This is a genomic window from Sphingobium soli (genome assembly GCF_020782245.1).
GTDB classification, from domain to species: Bacteria; Pseudomonadota; Alphaproteobacteria; order Sphingomonadales; family Sphingomonadaceae; genus Sphingobium; species Sphingobium soli.
Genome location: NZ_JAJGNP010000021.1, coordinates 13905 through 28439, shown reverse-complemented (window position 1 = coordinate 28439; position 14535 = coordinate 13905). Strand labels below are relative to the sequence as shown.

At 63.6% G+C, this 14535-nt stretch carries 24 protein-coding genes and 1 tRNA gene; 15 read left to right on the top strand and 10 right to left on the bottom strand.

Annotated elements, in window-relative coordinates:
- The first annotated feature begins 43 nt into the window (after window positions 1–43).
- From LL253_RS17700 to LL253_RS17680, 5 genes are all read left to right on the top strand, one after another.
- Window positions 44–721, top strand: coding sequence for a S24 family peptidase (locus tag LL253_RS17700; RefSeq protein WP_228228009.1), 678 nt, complete (start codon window positions 44–46; stop codon window positions 719–721).
- 84 nt (window positions 722–805) lie between these two features.
- Complete coding sequence (locus tag LL253_RS17695) at window positions 806–1264, top strand: hypothetical protein (protein ID WP_228228008.1); 459 nt, start codon at window positions 806–808, stop codon at window positions 1262–1264.
- A 169-nt stretch (window positions 1265–1433) separates the two neighbouring features.
- A complete protein-coding gene (locus tag LL253_RS17690) occupies window positions 1434–1676 on the top strand; it encodes a hypothetical protein (RefSeq protein ID WP_228228007.1) in 243 nt (80 codons plus the stop codon).
- The gene (locus LL253_RS17685) at window positions 1673–2044 is read left to right on the top strand and encodes a hypothetical protein (RefSeq protein ID WP_228228006.1); all 372 of its coding nucleotides are present in this window, start codon (window positions 1673–1675) and stop codon (window positions 2042–2044) included. Before LL253_RS17690 ends, LL253_RS17685 begins: the two co-directional genes overlap by 4 nt.
- Before the next feature lie 154 nt (window positions 2045–2198).
- The gene (locus LL253_RS17680) at window positions 2199–3434 is read left to right on the top strand and encodes a hypothetical protein (protein WP_228228005.1); all 1236 of its coding nucleotides are present in this window, start codon (window positions 2199–2201) and stop codon (window positions 3432–3434) included.
- A gap of 17 nt (window positions 3435–3451) precedes the next feature.
- Here LL253_RS17680 and LL253_RS17675 read toward each other — a convergent pair.
- The 10 genes from LL253_RS17675 to LL253_RS17630 form a co-directional block, all read right to left on the bottom strand.
- Window positions 3452–3525: transfer RNA gene (locus LL253_RS17675), tRNA-Gly, on the bottom strand.
- A 27-nt stretch (window positions 3526–3552) separates the two neighbouring features.
- Window positions 3553–4686: a tyrosine-type recombinase/integrase gene (locus tag LL253_RS17670; RefSeq protein ID WP_228228004.1), complete on the bottom strand. Its 1134-nt coding sequence runs from the start codon at window positions 4684–4686 to the stop codon at window positions 3553–3555.
- The gene (locus tag LL253_RS17665) at window positions 4659–4886 is read right to left on the bottom strand and encodes a hypothetical protein (protein ID WP_228228003.1); all 228 of its coding nucleotides are present in this window, start codon (window positions 4884–4886) and stop codon (window positions 4659–4661) included. The genes LL253_RS17670 and LL253_RS17665 overlap by 28 nt, the downstream gene beginning before the upstream one ends.
- Window positions 4883–5392 carry a hypothetical protein gene (locus tag LL253_RS17660; protein WP_228228002.1) on the bottom strand — a complete coding sequence of 170 codons (510 nt, stop codon included), beginning with the start codon at window positions 5390–5392 and terminating at the stop codon, window positions 4883–4885. Before LL253_RS17660 ends, LL253_RS17665 begins: the two co-directional genes overlap by 4 nt.
- A complete protein-coding gene (locus tag LL253_RS17655; RefSeq protein ID WP_228228001.1) occupies window positions 5389–5697 on the bottom strand; it encodes a hypothetical protein in 309 nt (102 codons plus the stop codon). The genes LL253_RS17660 and LL253_RS17655 overlap by 4 nt, the downstream gene beginning before the upstream one ends.
- A complete protein-coding gene (locus LL253_RS17650; RefSeq protein ID WP_228228000.1) occupies window positions 5694–7412 on the bottom strand; it encodes a DNA cytosine methyltransferase in 1719 nt (572 codons plus the stop codon). The genes LL253_RS17655 and LL253_RS17650 overlap by 4 nt, the downstream gene beginning before the upstream one ends.
- Complete coding sequence (locus tag LL253_RS17645; protein WP_228227999.1) at window positions 7409–7582, bottom strand: hypothetical protein; 174 nt, start codon at window positions 7580–7582, stop codon at window positions 7409–7411. The genes LL253_RS17650 and LL253_RS17645 overlap by 4 nt, the downstream gene beginning before the upstream one ends.
- Window positions 7579–7842, bottom strand: a complete 264-nt coding sequence (locus LL253_RS17640) for a hypothetical protein (RefSeq protein WP_228227998.1) — start codon at window positions 7840–7842, stop codon at window positions 7579–7581. The genes LL253_RS17645 and LL253_RS17640 overlap by 4 nt, the downstream gene beginning before the upstream one ends.
- Entirely contained in the window at window positions 7839–7985 is a 147-nt protein-coding gene (locus tag LL253_RS17635) for a hypothetical protein (protein ID WP_228227997.1), read from the bottom strand. Before LL253_RS17635 ends, LL253_RS17640 begins: the two co-directional genes overlap by 4 nt.
- Window positions 7986–8344: 359 nt before the next feature.
- A complete protein-coding gene (locus LL253_RS17630) occupies window positions 8345–9010 on the bottom strand; it encodes a LexA family protein (RefSeq protein WP_228227996.1) in 666 nt (221 codons plus the stop codon).
- Window positions 9011–9059: 49 nt separating this feature from the next.
- On the opposite strand from LL253_RS17630, the gene LL253_RS17625 reads away from it, so the two are divergent.
- Genes LL253_RS17625 through ssb form a run of 10 tightly spaced genes read left to right on the top strand, consistent with a single transcriptional unit; the run spans window position 9060 to window position 14461 of the window.
- A complete protein-coding gene (locus tag LL253_RS17625; protein WP_228227995.1) occupies window positions 9060–9323 on the top strand; it encodes a helix-turn-helix domain-containing protein in 264 nt (87 codons plus the stop codon).
- Window positions 9323–9826: a phage regulatory CII family protein gene (locus LL253_RS17620; protein ID WP_228227994.1), complete on the top strand. Its 504-nt coding sequence runs from the start codon at window positions 9323–9325 to the stop codon at window positions 9824–9826. The genes LL253_RS17625 and LL253_RS17620 overlap by 1 nt, the downstream gene beginning before the upstream one ends.
- Window positions 9823–10539: a hypothetical protein gene (locus LL253_RS17615; RefSeq protein ID WP_228227993.1), complete on the top strand. Its 717-nt coding sequence runs from the start codon at window positions 9823–9825 to the stop codon at window positions 10537–10539. The genes LL253_RS17620 and LL253_RS17615 overlap by 4 nt, the downstream gene beginning before the upstream one ends.
- The gene (locus LL253_RS17610) at window positions 10536–10979 is read left to right on the top strand and encodes a hypothetical protein (protein ID WP_228227992.1); all 444 of its coding nucleotides are present in this window, start codon (window positions 10536–10538) and stop codon (window positions 10977–10979) included. Before LL253_RS17615 ends, LL253_RS17610 begins: the two co-directional genes overlap by 4 nt.
- Window positions 10980–11013: 34 nt before the next feature.
- Window positions 11014–11658 (top strand): hypothetical protein, encoded by a 645-nt coding sequence (locus LL253_RS17605; RefSeq protein ID WP_228227991.1) that lies wholly within the window; start codon window positions 11014–11016, stop codon window positions 11656–11658.
- Window positions 11655–12719: a DUF5131 family protein gene (locus LL253_RS17600; RefSeq protein WP_228227990.1), complete on the top strand. Its 1065-nt coding sequence runs from the start codon at window positions 11655–11657 to the stop codon at window positions 12717–12719. The genes LL253_RS17605 and LL253_RS17600 overlap by 4 nt, the downstream gene beginning before the upstream one ends.
- The gene (locus LL253_RS17595) at window positions 12716–13408 is read left to right on the top strand and encodes a DNA-methyltransferase (protein WP_228227989.1); all 693 of its coding nucleotides are present in this window, start codon (window positions 12716–12718) and stop codon (window positions 13406–13408) included. The genes LL253_RS17600 and LL253_RS17595 overlap by 4 nt, the downstream gene beginning before the upstream one ends.
- Window positions 13409–13461: 53 nt before the next feature.
- Window positions 13462–13599, top strand: coding sequence for a hypothetical protein (locus LL253_RS17590; RefSeq protein ID WP_228227988.1), 138 nt, complete (start codon window positions 13462–13464; stop codon window positions 13597–13599).
- The gene (locus tag LL253_RS17585; protein WP_228227987.1) at window positions 13593–14036 is read left to right on the top strand and encodes an ASCH domain-containing protein; all 444 of its coding nucleotides are present in this window, start codon (window positions 13593–13595) and stop codon (window positions 14034–14036) included. The genes LL253_RS17590 and LL253_RS17585 overlap by 7 nt, the downstream gene beginning before the upstream one ends.
- Complete coding sequence (ssb, locus tag LL253_RS17580) at window positions 14033–14461, top strand: single-stranded DNA-binding protein (RefSeq protein WP_228227986.1); 429 nt, start codon at window positions 14033–14035, stop codon at window positions 14459–14461. Before LL253_RS17585 ends, ssb begins: the two co-directional genes overlap by 4 nt.
- The last annotated feature ends 74 nt before the right edge of the window (window positions 14462–14535 follow it).

Here is a 14535-nt window from a genome sequence, read left to right as displayed (position 1 = left end):
AATCAATTATTATGAGGCGCTTAGGCAGGTAATGCCTGAGGATATGAATGAAGCCTCTTGGGCGCGCGCAGCGAAGATCAGCTCCAGCTTCTTCCAGGACCTCAAGAAGAAAAATTCGACGCCACGACATGACACGCTGATGAAGCTGCTGGGCGTGGCCCGCACCAGCATGTCTGAATTCAACGCGATCGCCGGAATCAACCCGCCTGAAATAGCGGAAAGCAACGTGCGTGACGCCGATTCGTCGATCTATCGCCATCGTAGCAATCCGATGGACGTGCCTGTCTGGGGCAGCGCTGAAGGCGCAGACTATTGCCCCGACCTTGACGAACCGGGAACCTGCGTCGAAACTACGTCATTGATGCCAGACGAAATTATCGACCATGTGCGCCGCCCTATAGGCATCGCTGAAAAGCGGAACGTCTACGCCCTTTTTGTCGTCGGTACGTCGATGGAACCCCGCTACATGGATGGCGAACCGATCTTCGTGGATCCGGCTCGCAATCCGGCGATCGGCGATCATGTCGTCTTGCAGCTGGTCGCACCCGATGGCGATGGCGGAGACCGGATCGTGCGCGCCATGGTCAAGCGCCTGGATCGGCGAACGGCGGACTTCTACGTCCTCACTCAATATGAGCCGCGCATGACGTTCAAGGTGGCAAAGACCAACGTCGCCGCAATGCATCGCGTCATCCCGCCCAACGAACTTCACGGAATTTGAAATAGGCTAAATCTCATTGACTCATTGACAATGAGATTTGTCTCATACTAGACAGGCCCCCGCTCATTCAACGGAGGCCCTGTCATGCTTCAGCTTCGTACCGAATTCCCCATGCCCGGCGCGATCGCCCTGTTCGAAGGGCTGCGCTGGCGCATCTTCCAGCATATCGGCGATCAGGCGATCATCACCCGCGAAGGCCCTGCCTTCGGCCTGACGCGCCGCGCGCCGATCGACGAACTGGTCGACCCGGTCGAGGCGGATCACAACGCCCTGCTGCCCTATACCGACATGAGCGCCGCGACCGCGCGCATCGCCCTCTTCGCCGCCAAGCTGCTGCGCGACTGCAACGAAGTCGCCCTGCGCGACTTGGGGACGCAGCTGGCCATGGCCGCCGAACAGGGCCGCGTCCCCCGCTATACCGACAACAGCCATCTGGTCCGCGTCATGCGCCGCCTGGGCTGGCGCAAGGATGGCTATGCCGGCGCCGGCTATGACCGCAGCCCCCGCTACGTGCGCGTAAGCACTGCCGCTAGGGCCGCCTGACATGGACCGCCCCGGCTACAGCCCGGTCATGCCCTTCCTGATCGGCCTGGCCCTGGGCGTCCTCTGGATCGCCTTCTTCCCCACCCTTGCCGCCCTGCTGCGGCTGATGTGCTGATTTCAAGGCTCAACCTATGACAAGCAATGATCTGCCGCCCGTTGGAATGCCGACATGAAGGCGTGCGATTTCCCCGGCGCCCGTCAAATCGGGGCTCCAGCGAATTGGAACGCCGAACTGGACGGCGCGGTCGGCACCATCTTCGTCGCTGACGCGATCGACACGCTGTCGGGCACGAACTTCATGTACTCGGTCTATCAGCCCACCGAGGCAGACCTCGCCGCCCTCAATGCCGGCGGCGCGATCCGGCTTGGAATCATGGGACGATCGCAGTGGGATCTCGGCGAGCCACTATGACCCGGAACCCCGCCCAGCTCCACCAGATCGCGCGCAACGAACGCGCCCGCCGCAAGGCGGCTTGGTCGGCCGCTGGGCAGGGCGATACCACCCGCGCGCATCAGGACGATGTCATCTGGTCCAACATCGTCCTGATGGTCGGCCGCGCTGCCGGCGACGTCGACTGCCAGGGGCGCGGCCCGCGCGACTGGACGCTGCCGGAACGCATAACCATGGCGCGCAACGCCTGGGCCACCGCCTGCAAGGCGGAAGCGACGTTGGGCACCGCCACTGACGATGCGCTGCGCAAGGTCGCCGGACTCTTCGCCCTCTTCCGCTGGCTGCGCCCGACGGGCTGGTCGCCACTGATACCTGAGGTCACAGCATGAATGCCCCCACTCCGCCCGACCTGCTACGCCGCCTGTCCAGACGCCTGGAGCAGGGCAAGGGCATTCAACTGTCTCCGAACGATCTTGACCTGCTGGTCGCAAGCGGCGCCTATGACATGCTGACGCAAGCCGCGGCCGACTATCAGAGGAACCTATGCCTGCAACGAAGCGCTCGAAGCCGCTCTATCAGCGGGGAGCTTATGCGCTCTACCGGCGCACCGGCCGAGCCAACCTCGAAATCATCTGGTACGACTCGGAAAAACGCCGGGAACGATCCGCTAGCGCGGGCACGGACGATGTTGCGCAAGGACGTATCGCACTCGATCGCCTCTACCTGACCCAGACCGGGCACCGCATGTGCCCGCATTGCCATCGGCCATGGGAACATGAGGTGTCGCCCACCCTGGCCGACGCGATCGCTGACTATCTTATCCTGATGGAAGGAAAGGCGAGCGAAGAGACCGCCCGCTATCGCCTGGCGCATGTCATCGACTATCTGGCCGAAACCGATGCGGGCGCGGTCTGCGCTGCGATCAACGAACAATGGATCGACAAATTCCGCGCCTGGGCGCTGAAACGGCCCGTCAAGACCAGCAAAGGCAAATATCTGCGCGAACGATCCCTCGCCCATGTCGAAGGCAGCGTGATGCAGCTCGCGGCCGCGATCAACGCCACGTCGGGGCAAAAGGCGCAGTTCAAATCGCGACAACAGGTCGACGTGGCCCGATCGCCCACCTATCGCGCCGACGTAAAGACGATCGCCGCGATGTTCGACTATTGCCTGCGGCCCGAAGGCGGCCGCTCCGACAAAGAGCGCGCCATGATCGCGGCGAACAGGACAAACCTGCTGCGCTACCTCCAGCTGGCCGTCGCAAGCTGGGCGCGTCCCGAAACGGTGCTGGCCATCAAACGTGACCAGTGGCACGACGCCGCGCGCGTGTTGGATCTCAACCCGGCTCGCCGGCTACGGACGAATAAGCGGCAACCAATGGTCCCGATCGCCGCCCAGTGCGCCCTGCTCCTGGATGCGATGGACGATCTATGGATCCCGGTCAGCACCATTCGTAATTCCTGGGACAAGATGCGCGTCCATCTGGGCTTGCCCGGAGACAGGCAGGCCGGGCCGAAGCTGATCCGCCGATCGATGGCGACGCTGGTGCGCCGACGCATCGGCGAAGCGAACTGGCGCCAGGGGGAAATCATGCTCGGCCACGTCCCCTTCGTCACCAGTGACATCTATGCGATCCCCGACCCTGCGAATCTGGGGCTTGCCTTGGCTGCGACGGAAGAGATCATCAGCGAGATCGAGGCGCTGGCACCCGGCGCTTACCGCACCGTTACCGCAGGCACTCATGGCCTTCGCCTGGTCGAAGGCGGGAAAAACGGCTGATTTCTAAGAAGAGTTGCTGGAGCGGGTAGCGGGGATCGAACCCGCATCACAAGCTTGGAAGGCTAGTGCTCTACCATTGAGCTATACCCGCTTTTCAACGACTTAGGGCCGCTGCCGTCTAGCGTTTTACAGAGCGTTTTACAGCTGCCTGTGCGAGACGTTCGCCCAGTGCCACGACAATGGCCGCGTCGTCAACATAGTGCGCGCGAATTTCTGCGACCTGTTCGGGGCTCCAGCCCATCAGATTGCCGATTTCCTTGTCGGTCAGGTTGAGGCCCGGCGCGGTCATCAGCTTGGTGGCGTAGGTGCCGCGAATGTCGTGCAGGTGCTTCCACCGCTTTTCCCCGTCGCCATCGACGTGGTGCAGGTCTGTCTCCCGAATCGCCTTGCCGAACGCGCCGGAGAGGCCATTGCCCGACCAGGCCGTCCCATGGCTGGTGACCAGAACGGTTTCGACGCCCGGCTTGCGCTTGCGCGCCCTAAGATCGTGCAGCAGCTGCTGGAGCGTCGGCAGGATCGGCATGACGACGCGGCGGCGTTTGCCACGGCTCTTCTTTCGGGCAATGCGGCTGATGGCGACGTCGCCGATTTCGGCCCAGGTGAGGCCGATCAGGTCTGCGCGGCGCAGGCCAGTGTGGGCGGCCAGCGCGGCAACGTCGCGCAGCGCCTGGTTGACCTTGTCATGGCTGTTCCAGGTGGCGAAGTCGGCATCGGTCCAGATGATCTCCGCGCGCTGGGCGCTGCGGTAGAGCGTCGGGATGCCAGCGGCGATGTTGACGGTCAGCTGGCCGCGCAGGCGGCCGAATTCGAGCAGGCGCGCGAGCTGGGCGACGGCGATGTCGGCGGCGCGCGGCGTTTCGGCCATGGCGTCGCGCCATTTCACCACCTGCGTCACCATGCGCGGGTCGCACCAGAGGCGCAGCGGCACGTCCGTCCACTTCTTTTCGATCTTGTCGAGCGCCCTGCCCCATGTGTCGCGGGTCGACGCCTCCAGCGCCTTCCATTCCGGGCTGCTGCGGTAGGCCATGGCGAGGCCACCGATCGTGTCCTTGGGCACGGGCCGGGCCGCCTCCAGCGCGGCTGCGATCGCCTTCACATCATCCTGGGTGATAGTGGGCTTTTCGCCGCCCTCGACCGTGCGGATGCGCGGCCCACCACGCCATGCGTAGATATAATGGCGCACCGGCTTGCCCGGCTTGCGCGACGTGACGATGTGGACGCCCTCTACCCCAATTTGCCGCTTTGCAGCCATTCCTCAAACTCATCCTTGGGCGCGGCGGTCGGAATCGTCGCGCGGTCGAAAATGCGGATCGTGCCGTCCGGGCATATCTCAAGCCCGCCGGGGTTGATACCCATGGCCTCGGCCGCTTCCCTGGCATGGCGAATCGCCACCTTGCCGGGATAGTCGGCCTTTGCGCGCTGCCGGCGGCGGGGCATGGCGTGCGCGGTCATGCCGCCGCCCTTTGCAGCCGCGTCGCGCGGACATGCGCATCGACATAGTGGGCGATGCCGGGGCGGTCGCTGCCCGGCAGATCGCGGCGATACCAGTCGCGAAGGTCGGCCATGGTCCAGTAGCGATCCCATGCCTCGACGAAGGGTGCGGCCGCGTCACCATAGCGATCGAGGATCGCGGCGACGGGCATGTCCTGTTGCCATGCCTCGCGCACGCCAGTGTCGGACTGCGCAAAGGCGCGGCGCATGGCGCGTTCGGCGCGGCGGGCACTTTCCTCCAATGCCGCAACCTTTTCGTCCAGCGTCGCCGGCGGGGCGTCGATCCGCTCCAGCGTCACGACCCAGCGCCATTCCGCCGCTATGGCGCGCCAGACGCGGACTTCCGCGTCGGCCTGATCGGCCGAAAGCTTGCCGCGTTCGACCAGCGCCGGATATTGCGCCTGGCGGCGTTCCACGGCGGCGGCGGCTTCGCGTGCGAGCGTTGCGTAGCGATCGAGGCCGGTCATCCGATCGGCTCCCCCAAGTCCCACATCGGTTCCAGCCCTGCCTGCTCGCAAGCGGGTGGGTTCAGCACGCAAAGCTGGAAGACCGGATGGCTGCGGCCCATGATGCCCAAGCGGATCGCTCCGCCTGCATTTAGCGCTGCCAGATCCTCGGCCGTCGGCTGATAGACCGAATACATGATGTTCATGCCGGACAAGGTGTCGACCACATCCGTCACGAAGATCGTTCCGACCTCTCCATCAAGCTGCGCGTTCCAATCGCGCGGTGCGCCGATCCTGCGGGCGCCGGGGAAGTTGCATGCCTTCATGCCGCGATCCTCTCGGCTTCGTCGTCGTTGGCGACGTTCGCCCGGGCCAGCGCTTCGGACATGACGGGGCTGACGCTGTTGCCGCACATGCGGACCTGTGCCGTCTTGGTCAGGGCGCGGCCGTCGATGGTCAGATCGATAATGTAATTTGGCGGGAAGCCCTGGGCGTTGAACAGTTCGCGCGGGGTGAGCATGCGCATGCCGATGTCGACGATGACATAATCCTCGCCCGCGATCGTGACGATCACCAAGCCGAACCGGTCTTTCGTCGTCACCGCGCCCAACGGGCCGGTCATGCCGTGCCCGTCAGCCTCATTGCCGTAATATTTGACCAGGAAGGCGCGGACCTCGCCATGGTGCAGGCCGCCGGCCATGACCGTGTCGATCGGCGCGTCGACGGGCTTGCCGTCCTGATTATTCTGGAGCTTGACCAGATGGCTGGCCACCAGCTGCTGCTGGGTGCCGCGATGGACGATGGTCGAAAGCGGCGCATCGGCCGCGCGGCCGATAACGCCTCCATTGTGCTGCGCCATGAAGGCGGCGACCAGATATTGATGCGCGCCGCCCGCCGTGATGGTGTGGGTCGGTTCGGCCGCGCCGGTATGGGGCTTGCCGCTGTTGCGCATGGTCATGACGTGGGGTGCGACCAGCGCGATTTCGCCGCGGTTCGCTCCGGTGATCGTGGGGATCGGCTCGCCGGGCGCATAAGTGCGATCGTCGCCCTGATGCGTCAAAGGGACGAAATAGGGCGTCACTACCGCATATTCGCCACCCTTCGCCGTGGTGATGGTGCGCAGCGGTTCGTCGGCGGACCAGGTTCGCGTCGCGTTCCATCCGCTGTTGCAGACCGGGACGATGAAGGGATGCGTTGCGTTGATGACGTAGCGCATGATGCCGGCGGCGATGCGGCGGCACGTGGCGTCCTTCAGCGGCCGGGCCCGTTCGAAGATCGATGGGCAGGGAATGGACCAGTCGATGATTTCGGCCGCCGTGCGCCATGGCAGCATCTGGCCGCTGGTGACCGCCGGCAGGCCGGGCTTGCCATGGGTCGCCCTGGGCCAGACGATCGGCTGACCGTCGCAGCGGGCGATCAGAAACAGGCGCTTGCGCGAGGTGGGCGCGCCATAGTCGCAGGCGCGCAGTTCCTTCCACTGGACCCGGTAGCCGGCGCGGCGCAGCTTGGCGACCCACTGATTGAAGGTCTTGCCCTTCGCCTTCGGGCAGGGTCGGCCGTCTTCGGCCAGCGGCCCCCAGGTGCGGAATTCCTCGACATTTTCCAGCATGATGATCGCGGGGCGCAGCATCGGCCCGAGACGATCGATCCAGTGATGCACGACCCAAGCGAGATCGCGGATGTTCTTTTCAACCGGCTTGCCGCCCTTCGCCTTGCTGAAATGCTTGCAGTCGGGGGAGAACCAGGCGAGGCGCACGGGGCGCGGCCGCATTTCGCCATTGTCGTTGGCGAAGGTAACGGCCTCCAGCGGGTCCACCGCCCAGACGCTCTGGCACAGGTGCCGCGTCGCCGGATGGTTCGCCGCATGCATGGCGACGGCTTCGGGGTCATGGTTGACGGCGACATCGACCTGCCGGCGCAGGGCGCGCTCGATCCCGGTCGACGCGCCGCCGCCGCCAGCAAAGTTGTCGACGATGATGCCGTCGTTCCAGTCGCGCGTGGCGATGGTGCGGTCGGCGTCGAGCAAGAGGGCGTGCTTCATGCTTCGCCTCCAACGATTGCGCGGGCCATGGCGGCGGTTTCGCGAATGTCGTTCCAGCCATCGGGACCATTGAGATAGTCCAAATCGTCTGCGTCATCGTCGACCGCGCGGACCCACTCGACAACGCGGCGGGCGATCAATTCCAGTTGTCGGATGCGATCGTCGCTCACAGCGACAGCCTCCGTTCGATCAGGTCGGCGGGCAGGCCGGTCAGGCGCTCCAGCTCGGCGCGGAAGGCGTCGCGGGCGATGGACTGGTTTTCCAGCTGCTGGTCATATTGGCCGAGCAGGTCCGGCGCGGAGCCGTCGCGCTGGCACGCGAGGCGCGCGGCGATCGAGTTGACCTGACCGCTCACCATTTCGAGGTGGAGCCCGGCGAGGCCGAGGCTGGAGAGATGGGCGCGGGATGCGCGCGGGGCCGCGCCCATCATGCCCAGATCGCCCAGGCGAAGAGCGCGACCGACAGCGTAAGCGCCGCGATCGACACGAGCATGTAGAGGAAAGCGGTGGCTTCAGCCTGCAGCGACCGGTCGATCGCCGCCTGCTGTTCGGGAGAGAAATCGGAATAGGGCATGGGTTTCTCCTGTCTGATGACAGGATGCAATTACGGTTTTCGTAATATCTATGTCAATACGGAAATCGTAATGTCAGGCCTGGCCGATTTTCTAAAGCGAGTTATCCACAGCTTCTATCTCCTCAATGGTTGATGTTTGTTCGTTTTTTGTTCCATCTTTTGAACTCGATTCGGAGGAGCGGAATGCAGGAATGCGTGTGGTATCGAGCCCTCTGCTTTGCAGAGCCCATCGGCCCTTGGCGCAGCAGTCGAGAGAAAGCGCGACGCGATCTGATGGCACGGGGTCTTGGCAGCTACGATGAATGGGGGACGTTCTTCGTCACAGTGCCGGGCAACTTGGAAAGCCGCCGCGAACATATTCAGTCCAAGGCGGCCTGATCAGGTGCTACGGTGATGAGGACGACGCGACCGATTATTTCATAGGAGCGATCGGTGATCGGAATAACCTTATGATCGGGATTTCGTGAACACGGCACAAGTCGGGCAGGACTTTCCCGATATTGCTTGAAGGTAACCTCGCTATCTCCGTTTCGCACGACATATAGCCATTTGTCGAACAAGTCTCGATCATCAGGGTCGATGATAATCGTTGCGCCATCATTTACGATCTTATCCATAGAGTCGCCGACGACCCTGAGTGCGTAAGCATGGGGACGCGCGCCGGGGATCGCTACCTGGACAACCGAACTGCTGTTTTGCACCGCTTCCCGCCAAGGCCCGCCGGGGACGTCGCCCAGAAGGGGAACCGTACGAACTGGCATCGCCCCTTCAGGTGCCGGTGGTATGCGGTCATTGTCCGCAATATTAAGCCAAGCGGCAACGCGATCCATCTCATGCGGCTGGATACGGCGCGTGCCCTTAAGGATTTCGACGATACGAGCCGGCGCGATCTTCAGGTAATCTGCGAAAGCTTTTTGCGTGAATTTCCTTGCGCCTACCTGCGCGCGAAGTTCCGCGAGAATCTGGTCATGTGTCAGCACTAAAGGACATTGCGAAAATCGTAATCCGCCGTCGATAACGAACATCGTAATTTTCCACTTGCCTGCGACTTACGATAATCGTAATTCACCTGTCATGACATCAGCAGCCCACATCATCGCCGCACTGGGAGGTACCAGCGCAGTCGCCCGAGAGTTGGACGTGCCCGCTTCGACGGTCTCCAGCTGGAAAAGCGGAGGAAGCATTCCTCGCTGGCGAATGGCCGGCATTACGTCTCTGGCCAAAAGCCTGGGCGTCGACCTGGATGTTGTCGGCGCCACTGATAACGCACCTGCGTCGGCAGCGTCGTCCCGTAAATCCGGCGATCTTACCGCAGCGCAGCAGAGCGAGGCGGCCTGATGTCGCGAAGCGCCACCCTCTCGCCCGACCAGCAGTCGCTGAAGGCCGCGTTCAAGGCGCTGGCCAAGGCGTTTGGCGGGCAAGTCGCGGTCGAGGCCGAAACCGGCGTCCGGCAGCAGGAAATCAGCGATTTCGGCCTGCCCAACGTCGCCCGCTTCGCGCCGATCGACCTGATCGACCATCTGGAGGATTGCACGCATGGCGCCGCCGGATGGCCGCACATCACCAGCTGGCTATGTCGCCGGCGCGGCGGCGTGTTCGTGCCGTTGCCGCAGGGGTCGAACGACGCGGACGGGATGATGCGCACGGTCGCCGAGATGGCTGCCGAGTTTGGCGACGTGTCGCGCGCGGTCGCCGACGCGGTGTGCCCCAACGGCCCGGATGGCGAGGAAGTCAATCCGACCGAAGCGCGCCTGGCGCTCGATGCGCTCGACGATCTGGACCGGGTGTCGGCGCAGCTCCGCCTGAAATTGATCGAAAAGTTGAAGGGAGAGACGGCATGATCGACCTATCGGGTTTCCGCCCGTTCAGCCTGCGCGCGTTCGACAGCGCATTGACGCCGGGCATCCATGGCCCCGAGCAGCTGATCGTCGCATGCCAGATCAAGCATCTGGGCTTCGTCGACGGGCATCCGTCGAGCGAAGGCGCGCGGGCGCTGGCGGCATGGCTGCTGGCGCATCGCGAGACGATCGACGCCGTGCCGCGCGCGGGCGGCCATGTGCTGAATAGCGGATCGACGATCGAGCGCATCCTTGCCGGCGACATCGTGCCGGAAGAGGCGTTCGCGGCGGAGGTCGCGCGGATGACCGAGGGCGCGGTGCTGCCCGAGATGTTCGAGCGGGCCGCGCCTGCATATGAGACACCGGACGCGGACGGGGTGACGCCCCCCTGCCCCCAAGCGGACGGGAAGGCGCCGGAGGCAGAGGCGGTTATCCCCTGTTCGCTTCCGTGTCCGGCGCCTTCATCGCATCAGGCTCTCCCCGAAATGGGCGGCCTGGGCGGGGCGTTGCCACCGGGACGGCTGTTCGTGCCGATCGCGGACAGCCGCTTTGGCGAAGGCTTCGTCCTGACCGGGTGCGGCATCGCGCTGAACCTTGACGAAAGCACGGCGGCGGCGATGCGCGCGGCGATCGACGCGGGGCTGGAGCATCTGCGCGCGCGGCGTGGTGCGACCGTGGCGAAGCCGGGCGACAATTTGCGGCAGGTGGCAGCATGATGGTGCGCAAAACCATGGTGGCCGCCTGGCTCAAGACGGCAAAAGCGGGCGAGACGATCGTCTATGCCCGCGCGACGTTCCTGCCGGTGCGGTCGGAAGTCGCGGCGATGCTGCGCGAGGCGGCCGAACATGGGCATGTCGTGCTGTATCGCGAGCGCCGCATGCATGGGCCGGGGGAAGAGAATTTCCGCTATGTCGCCAAGCGCACGGCCAAGCCGTTGCCGGGGCAGGTGTATATGGTGCGGGAGGTCCCGCCCCTGCCCGCCGCCAAGCCGCAGGACAAGCGCTTCAATGGCACGGCGGCGCTGCAGCGGGACATAGCGCCTCAGGTTCGCGGGCTGATGGCCGAGGGCGTGCGCAGTGGATCCGCGATCGCGCGGGCGCTTGGCCTCTATAGCGCGCAGCCGGTCTACAGCCTGATGCGGAAGATGGCGGCGTAACATGGCGGACCGATCCATTCTCTTTTCGGCACCAATGATTGTTGCCCTTTTGGAGGGCCGTAAGTCGCAGACGCGCAGGTGCTGCCGACAGGCCAACGATGCCGCCCTGACCTATGTCGTTCGTATTGACGATGCGATTGCTGCCCCCGGATGGTTCGGAGATGAAGAGGGAGAGGTGGCGTTCTTTACCGGCTTTGCCCCGGGAGACCGGCTCTGGGTTCGTGAAGCATGGCGAACGCACAGGGCCTATGATGATCTGAAGCCAAGCGACATGGGCGGCGAAGAAGCGGTCTGGCCGGAGGTCGAGCGCGACAATTGCGACTATCACGGGCGATATCGGGCCGGGCGCTACATGCCCAGGTGGGCAAGCCGTCTTACGCTGATCGTCACGGACGTCCGCGTTGAGCGCTTGCAAGATTGCTCACCAGCAGATGCCATTGCGGAAGGCATCTCAGTTGGAAAGCCGCTCCCCCAAGTTCCAACCAGCAAAGGCGACATCTATCATGATGGCATAACCGACCCTATTGTCGGTTGGACCCGTGATCCGGTCGAAGCCTACGCTCGCCTCTGGAACCACATCAACGGCGCTGGCGCGTGGGAAGCGAATCCCTGGGTTACTGCGGTCAATTTCGACGTCCTGAATGGCAATATCGATAATCTGCCGCAGGTGACGGCATGAGCGACGGCACCAAGATCGAGTGGACCGCCGCGACCTGGAACATTGTCACGGGATGTTCGGTCGTTTCACCGGGCTGCACGAATTGCTATGCGATGCGCCTTGCCGGGACGCGGCTGCGCCATCATTTCAGCCGCGAAGGGTTGACCGACGCGAGCAAGGCCGGGCCGGTTTGGAACGGCAAAACTCGCGTCAACTGGGAATGGATCGACCAGCCGCTCAATTGGGCGCGCCCACGTGCAATCTTCCCTGGCGCACATGGCGACCTGTTTCATGACAGCGTCTCGTCGCATGATATCGCCCAGATTTACGGAGTTATGATCGCAGCCCATCACTTGCGAGGGCATGTGTTCCAAGTCCTGACAAAGCGAACCGCGCGGGCCCGGGCATTGCTCAATGATGCCAATTTTTGGGAGGTCGCGAACGCCGATGCCGGCATGCTGATCATGGACCGAATCGATCCTCTCAACAGACGTGCGAATGACGCGCGCGCGACCCTTGATGATTACGCTCCGACTGCACCGCCGCGAGGGATCTGGCTGGGCGCGTCGGTCGAGGATCAGCAACGCGCCAATGAGCGCATTCCTGATTTGATGGCGACGCCCGCCGCCGTTCGCTGGCTTTCGTGCGAACCACTGCTGGACTTCATCAGTCTGGAAGAGGCTTGGCATGGCGAAACCGCCCTCAACAGCGAATGCTGGGGTGATTGCGGCTGGTGCAAGGCCGGCCACCCGCCCCTGTGGAATTGCCAACGTGATGGACGGCAATATGAGCACGGCGCGCCGCAACGCTCTGGGCTCGATTGGGTCGTCGTCGGCGGGGAGAGCGGGCCCCACGCTCGGCCGATGGAGCTAGAGGCGGCGCGCAGTCTACGCGACCAGTGTGCTGACGCTGGAGTGCCTTTTTTCTTCAAGCAGTGGGGCCAGTGGCTTCCGTCCGGCCAGATGGCCGCCGATGGGAAGATTTGGAGCAATGGCAGCGGTCAGGCGCTGCACGCGGTCAAGTCCATGACGGGACGCTATCTGGACGGCCGGCAACATGACGACATGCCGGTGCTGGCATGATGGTGCGCGAAATCATCATCGGCGCCGCACGGCTGATCCTCGGTAACAGCTATCAGATTCTGCCAACGCTGGGCTTTATCCCGCAGATTTGCACCGACCCGCCCTATGTGCTGCGCACGTCCGGTGGCGGGACGTTTCGGAAACAGCGCGGCCACACTGATCGCATTGCTGAGGAAGGCATGGATCAGGGCTTTGATCACCAGATTATCAATCCGCTGCTCTGCGGATCTGTCGTGGTCTTCTGCCACAATGACCAGGTGCCGAAGCTGTCAACCTACCTCCAGGGCAGTTTCGATCGGTTTGCGCTGTGTATGTGGATCAAGACGAACCCCATGCCGATGGCAAACAAGCATTATCAGGCGGATAGCGAACTCTATATCCACGCCTGGAACCATGGATACCACCCTATCGGTGGTCTGGCTGCGAAGAAGCGGCATGTGACTAGCCAAGTTGGTCGCGGGGGCCAATTTGATCATCCGACGGTGAAGCCCGACAGGGTAATGGACAAGATTGTCGGCAATATAGGTGCCGACCTAATTTGTGATCCCTTTATGGGGACCGGCTCCACCGGGGTTGCGGCGTTGAAGGCCGGCAAGCGTTTCATCGGGATCGAGCATAACCCCAAGCATTTCGACACGGCGGTCAGCCGAATTCGAGAAATCGCTTCATCGCTGCAGGTTGCGGCATGAGTGCGCGGGCCGATCGCTGCGGATGCGGGCGAATGCCCGTCATTCGATCGAGAATGATGGTTGGCGACGATGTGTCGACCTGGGTCGAGTGTCCCGGTTGCCAGCGCGCCGGCGCGGCCGCGATCGACGACGCGCGCAACGATGCCGAGGCCGTAGCGCACTGGAACAATGGCAAGGGGAGGGAATGGTGAAAGCTTTATCGCTGTGGCAGCCTTGGGCGTCGGCGATCGCGCTGGGGCACAAGAGGATCGAAACCCGACACTGGACGACGAGCTACCGAGGCCTGATCGCAATCCATGCGGCGAAGCGCTGGACTGCTGATGAACGCGAGTTCCACGCTGCAGAGCAGCTGGTCGGACGTTTGCCAGCGCAACTGCCCTTAGGCGCTGTCGTGGCAACCGCTATGCTGGTCGCCATTAAACGAACCGAAGAGCTGATATCCAAAATCGACCCTGTCGAGGAGCTATACGGCAATTACGGGCCGGGGCGCTTTGGCTGGATGCTGGAGGACGTTCGGCCGCTGCGCGAGCCTTTCGTTTGCACAGGTCGGCAAGGTCTTTTTGAAGTTGATCTGCCCGACCATGATTGTGGCCCTGCCGATCGGGCGGAACCGGGAATGCTCCTATGACCGCCTGCATCAACAAGAGCGCGCTGCTGGGCTTTCTGGGCGAAGATCCCAAGTCGGCGGACATGACCGGCGGCGGGAGCATCGTGCGGCTGCGCGTCGCAACGACCGAACGCTGGCGCGATGCCGGCGGGCAGCGGCGCGAGGCCACCGAGTGGCACAGCGTCGCGATCTTCAACGAGGCGCTGGGCAAGACCGCCATGTCCTATCTGCGCAAGGGCAGCGCCGTCTATGTCGAGGGGCCGCTGCGTTACCGAAAATATACGGGGCGAGACGGCGTCGAGCGGATGCAGGCCGAGATCGTGATCCCGAAGTTTGGCGGCGAGTTGAAGCTGATGGATGGCCGGCAGGACGATGTCGCACAGCGCCCCGACAGCGGCCGCGATCGCGCCGCCGGCGACGCCCCGGACGATCGCGCACCTTCCTGACGCCAGCACCGCCGTCTGCGTCCTGACAAGATCGAATGACCGGGGAGCAAAGCCGCTGCCGCCGGGGGGAATTT

Bases quoted from the DNA above. Each gene is read 5' to 3' on its own strand.
- LL253_RS17700 (WP_228228009.1), top strand. From the start codon at position 44: ATGAATGAAGCCTCTTGGGCGCGCGCAGCGAAGATCAGCTCCAGCTTC.
- LL253_RS17695 (WP_228228008.1), top strand. From the start codon at position 806: ATGCTTCAGCTTCGTACCGAATTCCCCATGCCCGGCGCGATCGCCCTG.
- LL253_RS17690 (WP_228228007.1), top strand. From the start codon at position 1,434: ATGAAGGCGTGCGATTTCCCCGGCGCCCGTCAAATCGGGGCTCCAGCG.
- LL253_RS17685 (WP_228228006.1), top strand. From the start codon at position 1,673: ATGACCCGGAACCCCGCCCAGCTCCACCAGATCGCGCGCAACGAACGC.
- LL253_RS17680 (WP_228228005.1), top strand. From the start codon at position 2,199: ATGCCTGCAACGAAGCGCTCGAAGCCGCTCTATCAGCGGGGAGCTTAT.
- LL253_RS17670 (WP_228228004.1), bottom strand. From the start codon at position 4,686: ATGGCTGCAAAGCGGCAAATTGGGGTAGAGGGCGTCCACATCGTCACG.
- LL253_RS17665 (WP_228228003.1), bottom strand. From the start codon at position 4,886: ATGACCGCGCACGCCATGCCCCGCCGCCGGCAGCGCGCAAAGGCCGAC.
- LL253_RS17660 (WP_228228002.1), bottom strand. From the start codon at position 5,392: ATGACCGGCCTCGATCGCTACGCAACGCTCGCACGCGAAGCCGCCGCC.
- LL253_RS17655 (WP_228228001.1), bottom strand. From the start codon at position 5,697: ATGAAGGCATGCAACTTCCCCGGCGCCCGCAGGATCGGCGCACCGCGC.
- LL253_RS17650 (WP_228228000.1), bottom strand. From the start codon at position 7,412: ATGAAGCACGCCCTCTTGCTCGACGCCGACCGCACCATCGCCACGCGC.
- LL253_RS17640 (WP_228227998.1), bottom strand. From the start codon at position 7,842: ATGATGGGCGCGGCCCCGCGCGCATCCCGCGCCCATCTCTCCAGCCTC.
- LL253_RS17635 (WP_228227997.1), bottom strand. From the start codon at position 7,985: ATGCCCTATTCCGATTTCTCTCCCGAACAGCAGGCGGCGATCGACCGG.
- LL253_RS17630 (WP_228227996.1), bottom strand. From the start codon at position 9,010: ATGTTCGTTATCGACGGCGGATTACGATTTTCGCAATGTCCTTTAGTG.
- LL253_RS17625 (WP_228227995.1), top strand. From the start codon at position 9,060: ATGACATCAGCAGCCCACATCATCGCCGCACTGGGAGGTACCAGCGCA.
- LL253_RS17620 (WP_228227994.1), top strand. From the start codon at position 9,323: ATGTCGCGAAGCGCCACCCTCTCGCCCGACCAGCAGTCGCTGAAGGCC.
- LL253_RS17615 (WP_228227993.1), top strand. From the start codon at position 9,823: ATGATCGACCTATCGGGTTTCCGCCCGTTCAGCCTGCGCGCGTTCGAC.
- LL253_RS17610 (WP_228227992.1), top strand. From the start codon at position 10,536: ATGATGGTGCGCAAAACCATGGTGGCCGCCTGGCTCAAGACGGCAAAA.
- LL253_RS17605 (WP_228227991.1), top strand. From the start codon at position 11,014: ATGATTGTTGCCCTTTTGGAGGGCCGTAAGTCGCAGACGCGCAGGTGC.
- LL253_RS17600 (WP_228227990.1), top strand. From the start codon at position 11,655: ATGAGCGACGGCACCAAGATCGAGTGGACCGCCGCGACCTGGAACATT.
- LL253_RS17595 (WP_228227989.1), top strand. From the start codon at position 12,716: ATGATGGTGCGCGAAATCATCATCGGCGCCGCACGGCTGATCCTCGGT.
- LL253_RS17590 (WP_228227988.1), top strand. From the start codon at position 13,462: ATGATGGTTGGCGACGATGTGTCGACCTGGGTCGAGTGTCCCGGTTGC.
- LL253_RS17585 (WP_228227987.1), top strand. From the start codon at position 13,593: ATGGTGAAAGCTTTATCGCTGTGGCAGCCTTGGGCGTCGGCGATCGCG.
- ssb (WP_228227986.1), top strand. From the start codon at position 14,033: ATGACCGCCTGCATCAACAAGAGCGCGCTGCTGGGCTTTCTGGGCGAA.